This is a genomic window from Rhodoplanes tepidamans (genome assembly GCF_030813915.1).
Classification (GTDB): Bacteria; Pseudomonadota; Alphaproteobacteria; order Rhizobiales; family Xanthobacteraceae; genus Rhodoplanes; species Rhodoplanes tepidamans.
Window position 1 is genome coordinate 77,236 of sequence record NZ_JAUSUJ010000003.1, and the last position, 13,954, is coordinate 91,189.

General features: G+C 71.7%; 13 protein-coding genes. 10 read left to right on the plus strand and 3 right to left on the minus strand.

Translation table 11 applies throughout. The annotated features are described in order from the left end of the window. Positions 1 to 63: 63 nt before the first annotated feature. A complete protein-coding gene (locus J2S22_RS04835) occupies positions 64 to 1,482 on the plus strand; it encodes an amidohydrolase family protein (protein WP_272777162.1) in 1,419 nt (472 codons plus the stop codon). A gap of 102 nt (positions 1,483 to 1,584) precedes the next feature. Here J2S22_RS04835 and J2S22_RS04840 read toward each other — a convergent pair whose 3' ends face one another. Further along, on the minus strand, positions 1,585 to 2,346 hold the full coding sequence (locus J2S22_RS04840) for a cysteine hydrolase family protein (protein ID WP_272777163.1): 762 nt from the start codon (positions 2,344 to 2,346) through the stop codon (positions 1,585 to 1,587). A 321-nt stretch (positions 2,347 to 2,667) separates the two neighbouring features. On the opposite strand from J2S22_RS04840, the gene J2S22_RS04845 reads away from it, so the two are divergent. The 8 genes from J2S22_RS04845 to J2S22_RS04880 are packed head-to-tail and all read left to right on the plus strand — an operon-like array spanning position 2,668 to position 10,806. Beyond that, on the plus strand, positions 2,668 to 3,465 hold the full coding sequence (locus J2S22_RS04845) for a GntR family transcriptional regulator (RefSeq protein ID WP_272777164.1): 798 nt from the start codon (positions 2,668 to 2,670) through the stop codon (positions 3,463 to 3,465). Next, positions 3,462 to 4,496, plus strand: coding sequence for an ABC transporter substrate-binding protein (locus J2S22_RS04850; RefSeq protein ID WP_272777165.1), 1,035 nt, complete (start codon positions 3,462 to 3,464; stop codon positions 4,494 to 4,496). The genes J2S22_RS04845 and J2S22_RS04850 overlap by 4 nt, the downstream gene beginning before the upstream one ends. Before the next feature lie 19 nt (positions 4,497 to 4,515). After that, positions 4,516 to 5,325 (plus strand): ABC transporter ATP-binding protein, encoded by an 810-nt coding sequence (locus J2S22_RS04855; RefSeq protein ID WP_272777166.1) that lies wholly within the window; start codon positions 4,516 to 4,518, stop codon positions 5,323 to 5,325. Beyond that, positions 5,325 to 6,113 (plus strand): ABC transporter permease, encoded by a 789-nt coding sequence (locus tag J2S22_RS04860; protein ID WP_272777167.1) that lies wholly within the window; start codon positions 5,325 to 5,327, stop codon positions 6,111 to 6,113. Before J2S22_RS04855 ends, J2S22_RS04860 begins: the two co-directional genes overlap by 1 nt. Next, entirely contained in the window at positions 6,110 to 6,898 is a 789-nt protein-coding gene (locus tag J2S22_RS04865; RefSeq protein ID WP_272777168.1) for an ABC transporter permease, read from the plus strand. The genes J2S22_RS04860 and J2S22_RS04865 overlap by 4 nt, the downstream gene beginning before the upstream one ends. 55 nt (positions 6,899 to 6,953) lie before the next feature. After that, on the plus strand, positions 6,954 to 8,000 hold the full coding sequence (locus J2S22_RS04870) for an ornithine cyclodeaminase family protein (protein ID WP_272777169.1): 1,047 nt from the start codon (positions 6,954 to 6,956) through the stop codon (positions 7,998 to 8,000). Then, positions 7,997 to 9,433 carry an amidohydrolase family protein gene (locus tag J2S22_RS04875; protein ID WP_272777170.1) on the plus strand — a complete coding sequence of 479 codons (1,437 nt, stop codon included), beginning with the start codon at positions 7,997 to 7,999 and terminating at the stop codon, positions 9,431 to 9,433. The genes J2S22_RS04870 and J2S22_RS04875 overlap by 4 nt, the downstream gene beginning before the upstream one ends. Next, entirely contained in the window at positions 9,430 to 10,806 is a 1,377-nt protein-coding gene (locus tag J2S22_RS04880; protein WP_272777171.1) for a dihydroorotase, read from the plus strand. The genes J2S22_RS04875 and J2S22_RS04880 overlap by 4 nt, the downstream gene beginning before the upstream one ends. Here the strand turns inward: J2S22_RS04880 and J2S22_RS04885 are convergent, their stop codons facing one another. Both J2S22_RS04885 and J2S22_RS04890 read right to left on the minus strand, forming a co-directional pair. Continuing rightward, complete coding sequence (locus tag J2S22_RS04885) at positions 10,807 to 11,079, minus strand: hypothetical protein (protein WP_272777172.1); 273 nt, start codon at positions 11,077 to 11,079, stop codon at positions 10,807 to 10,809. Between the two features lie 108 nt (positions 11,080 to 11,187). Next, positions 11,188 to 12,975, minus strand: a complete 1,788-nt coding sequence (locus J2S22_RS04890) for a methyl-accepting chemotaxis protein (RefSeq protein ID WP_272777173.1) — start codon at positions 12,973 to 12,975, stop codon at positions 11,188 to 11,190. A 401-nt stretch (positions 12,976 to 13,376) separates the two neighbouring features. On the opposite strand from J2S22_RS04890, the gene J2S22_RS04895 reads away from it, so the two are divergent. Next, positions 13,377 to 13,868 carry a pyridoxamine 5'-phosphate oxidase family protein gene (locus J2S22_RS04895; RefSeq protein WP_272777174.1) on the plus strand — a complete coding sequence of 164 codons (492 nt, stop codon included), beginning with the start codon at positions 13,377 to 13,379 and terminating at the stop codon, positions 13,866 to 13,868. The last annotated feature ends 86 nt before the right edge of the window (positions 13,869 to 13,954 follow it).

The window sequence follows — 13,954 nt, forward strand, 5'->3', positions numbered from 1 at the left end:
GCATTGCTCTGGCATGCGCATTGCAGAAGCCTGCGCACCCGCCCTCGATTTCACAGGCCGACAATGAAGAACCGCCTCCTCGTCCGCGACGTGCTCGTGCTCGACGCCGTCTCGGCGCCCGCCCGGAGAGACGTGCTGGTCGAAGGACCGCGGATCGCCGCGGTGCGGGATCCCTCCGCCACCGTCGAGCCCGGCACGACGACGATCGACGGACGCGACAGGCTGCTGGTCCCGGGCCTCGTCAACGCCCACACGCACTCGCCCCTCAACGTGCTGAAGGGGACGGGCGACGTGCTGAGCCATCCGGCCTTCATGTGGCTCAACCAGGCCGACACGGCGGGGCGCACGGCCGACGAGATCCGGCTCTCCGCCCTGCTCGGCTGCATCGAGCATCTGAAGAGCGGCACCACGGCGGTGGTGGATCATTTTCCCGAGCAGGGCTTCCTCTCCGGCGACGTCGATGCCGTGGTGGAGGCCTATGCGATGTCGGGGCTGCGCGCCCTGGTGGCGCTGCGCGTGTTCGACGAGCCCTACACGGACATCGACCCGCCCGGCGGCCTGCCGGCCTCCGTCACGGGCAATCCGCTCGCGCCGCCGCCGCTCGCCGACTGCCTGGCGCTGATCGAGGACGCGATCGCCCGCCACGACGGCGCGGCCGACGGCCGCATCCGCCTGTGCCCGGCGCCGTCCAACCCCAGCCGCTGCAGCGACGCGCTGCTCGAAGCGGTGCGCGACATCGGCGTCGCCCACGACACCGCCGTGCACATGCATCTGCTGGAGACCCGGATCCAGGCCGAGATCGCGCAGACGCGCTACGGCACCACCATGGTGGCGCATCTGGAGCGGCTCGGCCTCGTCACCGACCGGCTCTCCTGCGCCCACACGATCTGGATCGGCGACGACGACATCGCCCGCATGGCGGCGGGCGGCGCCATCGCGGTCCACAATCCGGAGAGCAATCTCAAGCTCGGCGCCGGCATCGCGCCGGTCGCCCGCATGCTCGCGGCGGGCATGCGGGTGGCGCTCGGCTCCGACGGCGCCTCCACCAACGACAATCTCGACATGCACGAGGTGATGCGGCTCGCCGTCATGCTGCAGCGGCCGGGCGAGCCCGACCGCCGCCGCTGGCCGACCGCGGCGGACGCGCTGACCATGGCGACGCGATCGGGCGCCGCCGTGATGCGGGTGCCGGAGCTCGGGCGTATCGCGCCCGGCGCGCCGGCCGACTTCGTGCTGCACGATCTCGCGGCGCCGTTCTGGACGCCGCTCAACGACCCGCTGGCGCAGCTCGTGTTCGGCGCCTCGGGCGCGACGGTCGACACCGTGGTGGTGGACGGCCGCGTGCTGGTCGAGGGCGGGCGGATTCGCGCCTTCGATCCCGAGCCCGTCCTGCGCGAGGTGCGCGATCTCGTGAAGCACCTGCGCGCCCGCAACGTCGCGCTGCACGGCCTGGCCGCCGAGATCGCCGCGGCGCTGCCGTAGCCCGAGCCCTCTTTCCACCGAAGCGCCCCCGGCCTGCGCTCAGTCCCGGCCGCGGAGGTCTTCGATCGCTCTCTCCGTCATGGCCGGACATGCCGAGCGCCATCAGACCGCTGCGCCACCGTCTCGAGGTGACGGCGGAGGATCGGCCGCCGCGAACGCGGCGGCCAGCGCCGCCGACGAGGAGACGAAGCCGAACACCTGCTCGATCAGCACGAGCGCCGCCTCGGCGCAGAAGGCCGGCGCGTGCGTGCCGGTCGCGTCAGCGAGCAGCACGGCGTCATAGCCGGCGTGGCAGGCGTCCATCACGGTCGCCAGCACGCAGCGGTCGAGATTGATGCCGGCGACCAGCAGGGTCGTCACGTCGAGGTTGCGCAGCACGCTGTCGAGCTCGTTGTCGAAGAAGCCGGTGTAGCGGTGCTTCTCCACCTGGAGGTCGGTGTCCGCGACGGTCAGCTCCGGCACGATGGCAGCGCCCCAGCTGCCGCGCTCCAGCACCGGACCGCGGCCGTTCCTCACCCGTTGCTCGTAGCCCGGATCGCCGGACGAGGGCCGCGCCTTCCTGCGGTGCGAGGGATGGATCTCCAGGAGATCGGGCCGCGTGCCCCAGTTGACCCAGATCACCGGAAGCCCCTCGCGCCGCGCCAGCGCCGTGGCGCGATCGATGACCGGACACAGCGCCTTCGCCCAGCTGCCGTCGATGCCGCGCGCCGCGAACCAGCCGTCGTCGCTCAGGAAGTCGTTCTGCATGTCGACGACGACGAGCGCGGTGCGCGACGCGTCGATGGCGACCGGCCGCCCCTTCGCCTCCAGCACGATGCGGCGCTCCGGCCGGCGCGGGCGGATCAGATCCATCGGTTCGGTCATGCGGGCCTCACGCGGCGGGGTCGTGATCCGGGTTCAGCAATGCGTGTGCCATCTTCTCCATGGGCGCCGCATGCGGTTTCGCCTCCCGCCGGTAGCGCAGCGGACTGTCCTCGGTCCGAGGCCCCGGCCGCGGGTCCGCGTCCCGGACTCGGTGGCCCCGGCGCCCGCGCCTGGATTTTCGAAATTCTGCCTTTTTGCGTACAAAGATGCACTTTGCCTACGACACTGCCTAATTTGTCGGCATGGCGCGCGGCGCGGCACGGCCTGGCATGCAAAGTGTGCTGGCCCGGGGCTTGCTGAGGGCACGGCGGAGGATCCGCCATGGACCAGCCCGACATCCGCACCATCGCCCAGGCCGTGCAGGGCCGGCTCTCGACCGACATCCTGTTCGGCCGGCTGAAGCCCGACGACCGGCTGCGGCTGGAGCCCTTGTGCGAGGCCTATGCGGTCGGCATGAGCCCGATTCGCGAGGCGCTGGCGCAGCTGGTCGGGCGCGGCCTCGTCATCCAGGACGGCCAGCGCGGCTTCCGCGTCGCGCCGATCTCGCGCCGCGACCTCGACGACATCGCGGCAACCCGCATCCGGCTCGAGGGCATGGCGCTGCGCGACGCCATCGCGCATGGCGACGACGCCTGGGAGGCGCGGATTCTCGCCGCCCATCACCGCCTGGCGCGACGCCCGCGCACCCCCGACAAGCTGGTCGACGAGGACTGGGAGACGCTGCATCGCGGCTTCCATCTCGCCCTGATCGACGCCTGCGGCTCGCCCCTCCTGCTCGCCTTCTGTCACGACCTGCACGACCGCTTCGACCGCTACCGGCGCATCGCCGTGCAGGCGGCCGGCCGCCACCCGCGGATCACCGGCAGCGCCCACGCCGCGATCGTCGAGGCGGCGCTCGCCCGCGACGCCGACCGCGCCGCGACGCTGCTCGACCGCCACATCGCCGAGGCGGCGGCCGACATCGCCCGCATGGGCGCCCCGCGTTTTCCGGATGCCGAAGCGGCGCGGCCGGCGCGTGGCACGTCGCTTGCTGAGACGCCCGCACGTTCCCCCGCGCGCCGCCGGGTCACCCGGGACGCCCGCCCGCGCCCATCCAGCCAGAAAGGAAGACCGCGATGACCTCAGACGAGCGCTCGCTCAGCCGGCGCAGGCTCTTGGAGATCGGCGGCGGCGCCGCCGCGTCGGCCGCGATGCTGTCGCTCGGCGGGCTCGGCGGCGCATCGCGCGCCTTCGCGGCCGAGACGGCGGTGTCGTTCCAGCTCTCGTGGATCAAGAGCATCCAGTACGGCGGCTACTTCGCCGGCATCGACCAGGGCATCTACAAGAAGGCCGGTATCGACCCGACCTTCGTGTCGGGCGGCCCCAACATCGACCCGGTCGCCAACGTGGCGAGCGGCCGCTCGCAGATCGGCGACCGGCCGATCGGCCCGCTCATCGTCGCGCGCGAGAAGGGCATCCCGATCAAGGTGATCGGCACGGTGTTCCAGAAGAGCCCGTACAGCATCATCAGCCTCGCCAAGACGCCGATCACCGACGTCAAGCAGCTCGCCGGCAAGACCATCGCGACCGCGACCTCCGGCCGGCCCATGATGCTCTATCTGATCAAGGAGGCCGGCCTCGACCCGTCCTCGGTCAATCTGGTGCCGTCCGCGCCCGATCCGTCGGCGCTCGTCTCCGGCCAGATCGACGGCTACGCCGGCTACTCCACCAACCAGGGCGTGATGCTGAAGACGCGCGGCATCGACATCGTGACGCTCAACGCCCACGACCTCGGCCTGCCCGAGACCACCGGCACCATCTACGCCCGCGAGGACTTCCTGAAGGACAACCGCGAGCTCGTGGTGAAATTCCTGCGCGCCTCGGCGGAGTCGTGGCGCTGGGCGCTCGCCAATCCGGAGGCCACCGCCAAGCTGATGGTGGAGAAGTACGGCAATCCGGGCCTCGTCTACGACGCGCAGCTCGCCGAGATCAAGGAGAGCAAAGCGTTCATCGAGGCCGGCCCGGCGGCGACCAAGGGCCTCCTGACGCTCGACATGGATCTGTTCGGCAAGATCATCGCGCTCTATCGCAGCGTCGGCCTCGTGAAGGGCGACATGAAGGCGACGGATCTGTGCGATCCGAGCTTCGCCGAAGCGGCCGCCAAGGCCTGACGAAGGGACGGACGCAGCAGTGTCGCGAAATATCAAGGTCGAGCAGGTCACGATGGTGTTCGAAGGGCGCGGCCAGCCGGTCGTCGCCCTCGACAAGGTCGACCTGCACGTTCCGGCCGGCAGCTTCGGCTCGATCATCGGGCCGAGCGGCTGCGGAAAGTCGACGCTGCTGCGTCTCGTCGCCGACGTGATGCAGCCCTTCGCGGGAACCGTCACGCTGTCCGGCGACTCGCCGCGAACCGCGCGCCACGAGCACGCGATCGGCTTCGTGTTCCAGAGCCCGACGCTGCTGCCGTGGCGCACCGTGCGGCAGAACGTCGAGCTGCCGCTCGACGTCGTCGGCCGCAAGAGCACGCGTCGCTCCAGCAAGACGCCCGACGAGCTTATCGAGCTCGTCGGCCTCAAGGGCTTCGAGCGGGCCCTGCCGCACGAGCTGTCGGGCGGCATGCAGCAGCGCGTCGCCATCGCCCGCTCGCTGGTGCTGCAGCCCGACATCCTGCTGCTCGACGAGCCGTTCGGCGCGCTCGACGAGATCACCCGCCAGCGCATGAACCTCGAGCTCTTGCGCATCTGGGCCGAGTCCGGCACCACGGCGCTGCTGGTCACCCACTCGATCGCCGAGGCCGTGTTCATGTCCGACCACGTCCACGTGATGAGCGCGCGCCCGGGCCGCATCGCCGGCGTCGTCGACGTGCCGCTGCCGCGCCCGCGCAGCCTCGACATGATGCGCACGCCGGCGTTCTACGACTGCGTCAACGAGGTGCGCGACGGCCTGTTCGGCCGCGAGAGCGAGCCGGCCCGCGCCGGCGAGCCGGTCGAGGCCTATTGATGGACGCCGCCGCGACCCTGCGCCGGACGGCGGCCGCTTCGTGGCGCCCGCTCCTCACCGTGACGGTGCTGCTCGGCGCCGCCGAGGCGGCGCAGCGCGCCGGCCTGCTCCCGGTGTTCATCCCGTCGCCCAGCCAGGTCATCGCCGAGGCGATCCGGGATCCGCGGCTGATCACCGAGAATGTCGGCCAGACGGCGCTGCGCGCCGCCATCGGCTACGCGATCTCCGCCTCGATCGCCATCACGGCCGCCTCGCTCGCCGTGCTGGTGCGGCCGCTCTACGGCCCGGTCTACAATCTCGGCGTCACGCTGCACTCGATCCCGATCATCGCGCTGGCGCCGCTGCTCGCCACCTGGATCGGCACCGGCTCGCAGCTGCAGATCGCCATCGCCGCCCTGACCAGCCAGTTCGCCATGCTGGTCGGCACCATCCAGGGCCTGCGCGCCGCCGACGCTCGCCAGCGCGAGATGCTGCACGTGCTCTCGGCGACGCGGCTGCAGATGCTGCGCTATCTGCTGGTGCCGAGCGCCCTGCCCTATCTGTTCGCCGGGCTGAAGATCGCGGCGCCCTCCGCCGTGCTCGGCGCCATCACGGCCGAGTGGGCGGGTGCCGACCGCGGCGTCGGGGCGATGATGCTCTACGCCTTGTTCGCCTACGACACGCCGAAGGTCTGGCTCTCGGTGGTGCTCACCTGCCTCCTGGCGGCGAGCGGCTACGCCGTGTGGGCCGCGATCGAGCGGTTCGCCATCTATTGGGAGCCGGCCACCGAGCTGGCGGACCAGCCATGAGCGACGCGACCGTCTCCCTCGACAGGCCCAGCCCGGCGCTCCGCGCGGGGCGGAACCTCGCCCTGGTCGTCCTCACCGTCGGCGTCCTCGTGCTGGCCTGGCAGCTGATCGTCGTCGGCCTGAAGATCCCGCCCTATCTGGTGCCGCCGCCCGGACCGGTGGCGCAGGCCTTCGTCGCCAATATCGGCGTGATCGGGACGCAGACCGCCTTCACCCTGACCGCTGCGGCGCTCGGCCTCGCGGTCAGCACCGTGCTCGCCACCGGCATCGCGCTCGCCTTCTCGATGAGCCGCAACCTCGCCCAGGCCTCGCTGCCGGTGGTGATCGCCTTCCGCTCGACCCCGGTGGCCGCGGTGGCGCCGCTCGCGATGCTGTTCCTCGGCCGCGGCATCAGCACCAGCATGGCCGTGGTGACCATCGTCTCGTTCTTCCCGCTGCTGGTGAACCTGATGCGCGGGCTCGCCGGCGCCGACCGCAACGCCGCCGAGCTGATGCACGTCTACGGCGCCAGCCGCTGGCAGCAGATGCGCTACGTGCGCATCCCCTACGCGCTGCCCTTCCTGTTCACCGGCATGCGCATCGCCGCGTCGAGCGCCATCCTCGGCGCCATGCTGTCGGAGTGGATCACCGGCTCCAAGGGGCTCGGCAACCTGATCCTCGATTCCGGCGAGATGCGCGAGACCGAACTCCTCTGGGCTGCGGTCGTCACCTCGGTTACCATCGCCATGTCGGTCTTCTGGCTCACCTCGGCCGGCGAGAAGCGCTTCGTCCATTGGCGGGCCTGAGCCCGTCCCATCCCCTCGGCGGGCCCGCGCCCGCCGGCTCCCACGAGACTGCATCATGAGGCTTCTGTCCGAACGGGACATCGAGCGCCTGATCGATCCCGCCGCCGCGATCGCGGCCTCCGACGAGGCGTATCGCCGCCAGTCGGCCGGCGAGATGCCGGCGCCCGGCCGGCTCGACGTCCTGCGCTCCGATCCGAAGGGCGGCGCCCTGGTGCTGGCCGGCCACTCCTTCGACCGCCGCTTCGTGGTGAAGACCAACATCCACGCCTATGCGGGCGACGCCGGGCTGTCGCGCACCGCGTCGAGCGGCCTCGTCCTGTGGGACGGCGTCGCCTGCGTGCCGCTCGCCCACATGGCGACCTCGTCGTTCAACGACCACCGCACCGCCGCCGGCTTCGCCGCGGCGGCGCGCCTGCTGGCACCCGCGGCGCCGCACACGCTCGCCGTGTTCGGGGCCGGCAAGATCGCGCCCGCCACGGTGCTGTATCTCGCGACGGTGCGGCGCTTCGCTCGCGTCGTGATCGTCGGCCGCAACGCCGAGCGGGCCCGCGGCCTCGCCGCCCAGCTCGCCGGCCGGCCGGAGCTCGACGGCACCGACATCACGGTGGAGACCGACGCGGCGCGCGCCGCCTCGGACGCCGACGTGATCGCCACCGTCACCACGGCCGAGACGCCGATCTTTCCGGGCGACGCGGTGCGGCCCGGCACCTTCGTGATCCTCGGCGGCGGCAACCGCCCGGCCCATCGCGAGGTCGACGACGGATTCATGCGCCGCGCCCGCGTGTTCATGGACCACTTCGACGGCGCGACGACCCGGGCCGGCGACCTCGCGCTGACGCTCGCCAGCGGCGTGCTGCGCCGGGAGCAGATCGCGGGCGAAATCGGGACGTTCCTCGCCGCGGGTGCGGTGCCGCCGGTGCCTCCCGGGCTCGACATCACGGTGTTCAAGTCGATCGGCATCGCGGCCCAGGACGTGATCACGGCCGGCATGGTCTACGACCGCGCCGTCCGCGAGGGCATCGGCCTCGAGTTCGACATGCGCGACGGCGCCGTGGTTCCGGTCGCGCCGGCGACCGAGCCCCAGACCGAACCGACAGCATGATCACGCTGATCCGCGACGCGACGATCCTGACGCTCGATGCGTCCGACGCGATTCATCGGCGCGGCCACGTGCTGGTGCGCGACGGCATCATCACGGCGGTGGGCGACGGCGACTATGCGGGCGCCGAGCGTCCCGACACCACCATCGACGGGACGAACCGCCTCGTCGCGCCGGGGCTGATCAACGCCCACACGCATTCGCAGTCGAGCACCATGGCGGGCTTCGGCGACCGGCTGAGCCATCCCGCCTTCATGTGGCTGACCCAGGCGCACACCTCGCGCCGCACCGCCGACGAGATCCGCCTCGCCGTGCTGCTCACCGCCTGGGGCATGATGGCGAGCGGCAGCACCGCCGCGATCGACCACTTTCCGGGCCAGCGCTTCACCGCGGCCGACATGGACGCCGTGCTCGCCGCCTGGGAGGAGACCGGCCTGCGCGCCGCGCTCGGCATGCGCTTCTTCGACGGCGCCTTCGCCGACATCTTTCCCGAGGCACCGCTGCCGGAGGATCTGAAGGCCCGCATCGCGCAGGTGGAAATCCTGAAGCCCCAGGGCGTCGACGAGCTGCGCGACCTGATGGGCGACACCATCGCACACTGGCACGGCCGCGCCGGCCGGCTCTCGGTGTTCCCGGCGCCGTCCAATCCCGACCGCTGCACAGACGCGGCACTGCTCCTCTGCGCCGAGCTCGCCGAGAAGCACGACACCGGAATCCACACGCATCTGCTGGAGACCAGGAAGCAGGCCCGCCTCGCCGCGGACAAATACGGCGAGACCGCGGTGCGCCACCTGGAGACGCTCGGCGTGCTGTCGCCGCGCTGGTCCTGCGCGCATGCGATCTGGCTCGACGACGCCGACATCGAGCTGATGGCGCAGCGCGGCGTCGTCGCCGTGCTGAACCCGGAGAGCAACGCGCGGCTCGGCACCGGCCTCGCCCGCGCACCCGAGATGCTGCGGGCGGGCGTGACGCTCGCGCTCGGCACCGACGGGGCGAGCGCCAACGACAACATGGTGCTGCACGAGGCGATGCGGGCGGTCGCGACCAGCCACCGCGCGGCGGAGCCGGACCGCAGCCGCTGGATCACGGCGCGCGACGTCCTCCGCATGGCGACCGCGGGCGGCGCCGCGGCGCTGCGTCGGCCGGGCCTGGGCGCGATCGCTCCCGGGGCGCCGGCCGATCTCGTGCTCTACCGGCTCGACACGCCATGGTGGACGCCGCTCAACGATCCGGTCGCCCAGCTGGTGTTCGCCGAGACCGGAGCGGCCGTGGACACCGTGATGGTCGACGGCCGGATCGTGCTCGACCACGGCCGTGTCACCACCTTCGACACCGACGCCCTGGTGCGCGAGGTGCGGGACATGGCGGCCTCGCTGCGGGTCCGCAACGCCGATCTGTTCGGGGTCGCGACCGCCATCGCGGAGATCGTGCCGTGACCGAGACAGAGGGGCGGCGTCCCGTCGACCTGGTGATCTCGGGCGGCCTCGTCGTCTCGCCCGAGACGACGATCGCAGCCGCCATCGCCGTCGACCACGGCCGCATCGTCGCGATCGGCACGGCCGACGCCATGCCGCCGGCGCGCGAGACCATCGACGCGTCCGGGCTGCACGTCCTTCCCGGCGCCATCGACGTGCACGTGCATGTCCGCGAGCCGGGCTTCTCGCACAAGGAGACCTGGACGAGCGCGACGCAGGCCGCCGCGGTCGGCGGCGTCACCACCGTGTTCGACATGCCGAACACGAACCCGCCCACCGCGAGCGTCGCGGCGCTGGCGCAGAAGCACGCCATCGCGGCCCGCCAGGCGATCGTCGACTACGGGCTCTACGGGCTGATCGGCGAGCACAATCTCGATCAGCTCGGCGACATGGCGGCGGCCGGCGCGGCCAGCTTCAAGCTCTACATGGGCAGCGAGAACCCGCTGGTGCCCTGCCCGCCCGACGGCGCCATCGTCGAGGCCTTCGAGATTCTCGCGCGGCTCAGCATCCGCTGCACCGTGCACGCGGAGAACACGCCGCTGCTGACGTGGCGCGGCGAACGGCTGCGCGCCGCCGGCCGCACCGACGCGGCCGCCCACCTCGAGCAACACATCGACCTCGCCGCCGTCGAGGCGGTGAGCCGCACCGCCGTGTTCGCCGCGTGGACCGGCGCCAAGGTGCACATCGCCCACGAGAGCACGCGGCATTCGCTGCCGCACATCCGCTTCGCCAAGGCGCGCGGCGTCGACCTGACGGTCGAGACCTGCCCGCACTACCTGCTCCTCTCGACCGAGGACGGCGCGCGGCTGGGCGACACCTTCATGCGGGTGAAGCCGCCGGTGCGCGAGCCGGGCCATGCCGGGCCGCTGTGGGAGGCGCTGCTCGACGGCACCATCGACATCCTCTCGACCGACCACGCGCCGCACCTGAGATCCGAGAAGACGCGCGAGGTGATCTGGGACTGCGCGCCCGGCTTCCCGGGCGTCGAGACCTCGATGCCGCTGATGCTGACCGAGGTGTCGCGCGGGCGCCTGACGCTCGGCCGGTACGTGGGCATGGCGTGCGAGGCGCCGGCGCGGGCGTTCGGCCTGTGGCCGCGCAAGGGGACGCTGGCGATCGGCGCCGATGCCGACATCGTGCTGGTCGACATGGCGCGCAGCGGCCGGATCACGGCCGACGGGCTGCATTCGATCGGCAACGCCACGCCCTTCGAGGGATTCGCGGTGCAGGGCATGCCGGTGCGCACGCTGGTGCGCGGGCGAACCGTCGCCCTCGACGGGCGGCCGGTCGGCTCGCCGGGCTGGGGGCGCCCGGTGAGCGTGTCACGATCCTGATCAGACCCGCCGCGGCGGCGATCCGGCCGACTCCGGCTCCATCCCGGCCGCGACCCGGGCCTCCTGCCGCCGCCAGTAGCGGGCCCGCAGGCGCGGCGCCAGATACCACGCGATCGGCACGGCGACCACGAAGCTGATCACGATGTGCAGCGGCATCAGGGTCCGCGCGTCGGCGGCGAGCGGCGTCGACACGATCAGGATGGTGCCGATGCCGAACAGCACCGCCTGCACCATCATGTAGACCAGCCCCGTCACCAGGATCCGCGTGCGCATTCTGCAACTCCCTACCGTTGGATGGACAACGGCGGGTCGGCGCGCGGGTTCCTGGGCGGCATGGCGCGGCTCCCCCGCCCCATACCGCCCGCCGGGTCGTGGCGACGGTCAGCCGGCCTTTCTGAGCACCGCCGCGCCGCGCGAGGCGGCCTGCCGGTCGGCACGGCGCTCCGGGCCCTTGTAGTTCGGGTCGTCCTGCTTGCGGCGATCGAGCGGGCCGGTGCGCACGCTCATCAGGAAGTCGCGCACCGCGTCCTTCAGCTTGGCACCCTCGTAGGCCAGCATGGCGGACGAGGAGCGGACCTGCTCGGAGGCCGCCTCGGTGGCGTTGGCGCCGCGGCTCACCTCGACGATGGTGCGCGCCACCTCGCCGGTGCCGATCGACGCCTGCTGGATGTTGCGGGCGACCTCGTGGGTCGCGGCCCCCTGCTCCTCGACGGCCGCCGCGATGGCCGAGGCGATCTCGGCGATGCGGGCGATGGTCGCGACGATCTCCTTGATCGCACCGACCGAATCCTGGGTCGCCATCTGCATGTCGGCGATCTGGGTGGAGATGTCGCCGGTCGCCTTGGCGGTCTGGGCGGCGAGCGCCTTGACCTCCTGGGCGACCACCGCGAAGCCCTTCCCGGCCTCGCCGGCCCTCGCCGCCTCGATGGTGGCGTTGAGCGCGAGCAGGTTGGTCTGCTCGGCGATCGCCGTGATCAGCTTGACCACGTCGCCGATCCGGCCGGCGGCGTGCGAGAGCTGGCCGATCCGCGTGTCGGTCTTCTCGGCCTGCCGCACCGCCTCGCCGGCGATGCGGGTCGACTCGGTCACCTGGCGGCTGATCTCGTTGACCGAGGCCGCCATCTCCTGCCCGCCCGCCGACACCGACTGCACGTTGGCGGAGGCCTGCTCGGAGGCGGCGGCGACCGTGGTCGAGAGGTCGCGCGTCGTCTGCGCCGTGCGGGTGAGCGAGGTCGCCGCCGCCTCGAGCTCGCTCGAGGCCGCCGAGACGGTGCCGATGATCTCGCTCACCGCCGCCTCGAAGTCGTCGGCGATCTTGTGGACGGCGGCCTGCCGCTCGCCGGCCGCCCGCTTCTCGGCCTCGACCTGCTCGTCGCGCAGACGCGCCATCTCGAGGCCGTTCGCCTTGAACACGCCGGCGCTGCGCGCCATCATGCCGACCTCGTCCCGGCGGCCGAGCCCCTCGATCTCGACGTCGTACTCGCCGTGGGCGAGCCGCTCCATCGTCCCGGCGAGCCGCCGCAGCGGCTGCACGACGCCGCGCTGGATCAGCATCACGCACAGCGCCAGCACCACCGCCAAAGCGACCGCGGCGGCCGTCACGGTGGTCACGATCGTCCGGTCCGTCGCGGCGGATTCCTCCGCCGAGGTCGCCTGCATGGCCTTGTCGGACTCGACCGTGACGGTGCGCAGGATCTCGCGCATCGGGTCGAGCTGCCGAGCCACCTCGTGGGTGAGCCGCATGGCCTCGTCGCGCCGGCCGTCCAGCATGGCGCGCTCGAGCTGGGCGAACACGCCGATCGCCGCCTCCGCCAGGCGTCTGGCGTCGTCGAGCCGGCGGCTCATCTCGGGCAGCAGGCGTCGGGTCTCCTCGAGCCGGGAGAGGAACTCCTTGTTGTTGGCGGCGACGTCGCGGATCACCGCCGCGATCTCGGCCGGGTCCGTCTGCGCCACCAGCCGCCAGGTGAGGCGGCCGAAATTGTAGCCCGAGATGTTGGTGCGCAGGCTCGACCGGATGCCGACCGCCTTCTGTCCGACCAGTTCGGTGTAGCGTGTGTCGATCTCCCGCATCTGGCCGGTCGCGTACCAGACCGTGCCGGCGAAGATGACGGCGAGCAGGCCGATGCAGGCCAGGACTTTCCAGAGAATTCGCACGTCGGACAGTTTCATGATGACCTCGGCACATGGACAACGTCGCGGATCGGGGACGCGCGGAGAGGTCGGCCGGCGATGGGTCATCCATGCGCCGCACCCGAGGGTCCGCTGATCCGTTCTGCAGTACGTCCATTGGTTGCGCCGGGCGCCTAACAAACTCTTAAAATCCGCGATCGGCACAACATATAGTGCGAATACGTACGAGAAGTCGCACAATATGGAGGCACCATGATGCCTCGCTCACGGCATGCCGCCTGAGCGGTGCTGGCCGCTCGGGGCGCGGGGGCCGTGTCGCGGCGGGACGCGGCCGGCGAGGCGCGCCGGACCGGCCGCGGGGAACCTCGCCCGCGCGGCTCTGTTGGTCCGACGACCGCCGGGCGCTCCGCTCGGCCGAGGACCCGCGCGAGGAGGACCGCATGAGCGATGTGAGCAAGGACCGGCAGGACGCCGACAAGGTGTGGGGCCTCATGGAGAAGGTCGGCATCTGCATGCTGGCGACGCGCGACGGCGCCGAGATCCGGGCCCGGCCGATGGGCGCCTATGTGCGCCGCGAGGAGAACGCGATCCTGTTCCTCACCGACATCCGTCGCCACAAGGACGACGAGATCGCCCGCGATCCGCATGTCTGCCTCGCCTTCGCGGATTCGCGCGGCCAGACCTATGTCTCGCTCACCGGCCGCGCCGCCGTCTCCTACGATCTCGCCAAGATCAAGGAGCTGTGGTCGACGCCGGCCAAGGCCTGGTGGGACGGCCCGCAAGATCCCAACATCCGCATCCTCACCGTCACGCCGAACGACGCCGAGTACTGGGACTCGCCCGGCACCGTGGTGAGCTACGTGAAGATGGCCGCCGCCGCCGTGACCAACACGCGGCCGGCCCTCGGCGACAACAGGAAGGTGGCGATGTAGGCGGCGTCGCCGCCTGATCGTGATTCACGTCCGGCGGAAACATAACGATTCGGAGCAGAAACGCGGCGGCCGCAATTTCGGCCGCC

Excerpts from the sequence above, each read along its gene's own strand:
- J2S22_RS04835 (WP_272777162.1), top strand. The coding sequence starts at position 64 with ATGAAGAACCGCCTCCTCGTCCGCGACGTGCTCGTGCTCGACGCCGTC.
- J2S22_RS04840 (WP_272777163.1), bottom strand. The coding sequence starts at position 2,346 with ATGACCGAACCGATGGATCTGATCCGCCCGCGCCGGCCGGAGCGCCGC.
- J2S22_RS04845 (WP_272777164.1), top strand. The coding sequence starts at position 2,668 with ATGGACCAGCCCGACATCCGCACCATCGCCCAGGCCGTGCAGGGCCGG.
- J2S22_RS04850 (WP_272777165.1), top strand. The coding sequence starts at position 3,462 with ATGACCTCAGACGAGCGCTCGCTCAGCCGGCGCAGGCTCTTGGAGATC.
- J2S22_RS04860 (WP_272777167.1), top strand. The coding sequence starts at position 5,325 with ATGGACGCCGCCGCGACCCTGCGCCGGACGGCGGCCGCTTCGTGGCGC.
- J2S22_RS04865 (WP_272777168.1), top strand. The coding sequence starts at position 6,110 with ATGAGCGACGCGACCGTCTCCCTCGACAGGCCCAGCCCGGCGCTCCGC.
- J2S22_RS04870 (WP_272777169.1), top strand. The coding sequence starts at position 6,954 with ATGAGGCTTCTGTCCGAACGGGACATCGAGCGCCTGATCGATCCCGCC.
- J2S22_RS04875 (WP_272777170.1), top strand. The coding sequence starts at position 7,997 with ATGATCACGCTGATCCGCGACGCGACGATCCTGACGCTCGATGCGTCC.
- J2S22_RS04885 (WP_272777172.1), bottom strand. The coding sequence starts at position 11,079 with ATGCGCACGCGGATCCTGGTGACGGGGCTGGTCTACATGATGGTGCAG.
- J2S22_RS04890 (WP_272777173.1), bottom strand. The coding sequence starts at position 12,975 with ATGAAACTGTCCGACGTGCGAATTCTCTGGAAAGTCCTGGCCTGCATC.
- J2S22_RS04895 (WP_272777174.1), top strand. The coding sequence starts at position 13,377 with ATGAGCGATGTGAGCAAGGACCGGCAGGACGCCGACAAGGTGTGGGGC.